Origin of the sequence: Plasticicumulans sp. (assembly GCF_035331805.1) — a bacterium.
In the GTDB taxonomy this organism is placed as follows: Bacteria; Pseudomonadota; Gammaproteobacteria; order Competibacterales; family Competibacteraceae; genus Plasticicumulans.
This window is the reverse complement of sequence record NZ_DAOLKE010000528.1, coordinates 1-1,732: the sequence shown is the minus strand read 5'-3', so window position 1 is coordinate 1,732 and position 1,732 is coordinate 1. Positions and strand designations below refer to the sequence as shown.

Below are 1,732 nucleotides of genomic sequence, written 5' to 3'. Positions count from 1 at the left end.
GAAGACCTCGATGCCTCGGCGCTTCGTCATCTCGCGGCCCGTACCGGCGTGCGCGGCGTCTGGCTCGAACAGCTGTATACCTTCGGCCGGCCGGATCGCGACCCGGCGCAGCGCGTGATCGCGGTCGCGTACTACGCGCTGGTGCCGATCGGCCAGCTCGAGGTCGGTCCGGCCGATCAGCACCGCGACTGGTTCCCGGTGCGCGCGCTGCCGCGGCTCGCGCTCGATCACGCGGCGATCGTCGCGCGCGCGCTGGATCGGCTGGTCGCCAAGCTCGACTATTCGACCATCGCCCTCCAGTTCATGCCGGCGCGCTTCACGCTGTCGGCGCTGCAGGCGGTGTACGAGACCATCCTCGGCGAGGCGCTGGACAAGCGGAACTTCCGCAAGCGCGTGCTCGCGCTCGCGTGCATCGAAGACACCGGCGAGCTGTCCCGCGAGGGACACCACCGGCCGGCACGGCTGTATCGGGTCGCGCGACCCGGCACCGTCGAATTCATCAAGTGATGCGGCCCGCCCCGCGGCCGCCCGGAGCCCACCCCATGAACGCAGCCGTTCCTGTCCGCAGCCACCGGCTGACGCCCGAGCAGGTGCCGCCGACCATCGTCGAGACGCTGGAAGCCGGCGAGCGCGCCGAGCTGACCGCGCGCATCAGGAGCCTGCTGAAGGCGCAGGACGCGACGCTGGTCGCGCACTACTACACCTCGCCGGAGCTGCAGGAACTCGCCGATGCCACCGGCGGCTACGTGTCGGATTCGCTCGACATGGCGCGCTTCGGCACCGAGTGCCCGTCGAGGACGCTGATCGTCGCCGGCGTGCGCTTCATGGGCGAGACCGCGAAGATCCTGAACCCCGAGAAGCGCGTGCTGATGCCGGACCTGCACGCCGAGTGCTCGCTCGATCTCGGCTGCCCGCCCGACGAGTTCTCGGCCTTCTGCGATGCGCATCCGGACCGTGAGGTCGTCGTCTACGCCAACACCTCGGCGGCCGTGAAGGCGCGCGCCGACTGGATGGCGACCTCGGGCATCGCGCTCGATCTGGTCCGCCACCTGCACGCGCAGGGCAAAAAGATCCTGTGGGCGCCGGACAAGCACCTCGGTGCCTGGGTGCGTGACCAGACCGGTGCCGACGTGCTGCTCTGGGATGCCTCCTGCGTCGTGCACGAAGCCTTCAAGGCCGACGGTCTGGTGCAGATGAAGCTCGAACATCCGGACGCGCTGGTGCTCGTGCATCCGGAATCGCCGGCCGAGGTCATCGCGCTCGCCGATTACGTCGGCTCGACCACCGGCATCATCAAGGCCGCGAAGGAGCTGCCGGCGCAGAAGTTCATCGTCGCGACCGACAACGGCATCTTCCACAAGATGCGCGCCGCGGCGCCGGAGAAGACCTTCATCGAGGCCCCGACCGGCGGGCGCGGCGCGACCTGCGTGTCGTGTGCGCACTGCCCGTGGATGGCGATGAACGGCCTGCGCTCGCTCGCGCGCGTGCTCGAACGCGGCGACAACGAGATCCTCGTGCCCGAGGACATCCGCGAGCGCGCCGTGCGCCCGATCCGCCGGCTGCTCGACTTCGCGCGCACGCGCAACACCGTCGTGCTCGGCAACAACGACGCCTGAACCAATGCCACGTCCGGACGCCAGCCGCCGCCTCGCCGCGCACGCCCGCGCGGCGGCGCTGAAGGCCCTGATCGCGCAGTCCGAAAGCCTGCCGGCCGCCGCGCCGCGCCGCCCGG

The 1,732-nt window shown here is 70.6% G+C and carries 2 protein-coding genes; both read left to right on the top strand.

Features of this window, described 5'->3' with window-relative positions:
* A partial coding sequence (locus PKE44_RS19095; protein ID WP_324554391.1) for an NUDIX hydrolase occupies positions 1–507 on the top strand: 507 nt, incomplete at its 5' end.
* 35 nt (positions 508–542) lie between these two features.
* Entirely contained in the window at positions 543–1,616 is a 1,074-nt protein-coding gene (gene nadA / locus PKE44_RS19090) for a quinolinate synthase NadA (RefSeq protein WP_324554390.1), read from the top strand.
* The last annotated feature ends 116 nt before the right edge of the window (positions 1,617–1,732 follow it).

Coding starts and splice junctions, on each gene's coding strand:
- nadA (WP_324554390.1), top strand. CDS start 543: ATGAACGCAGCCGTTCCTGTCCGCAGCCACCGGCTGACGCCCGAGCAG.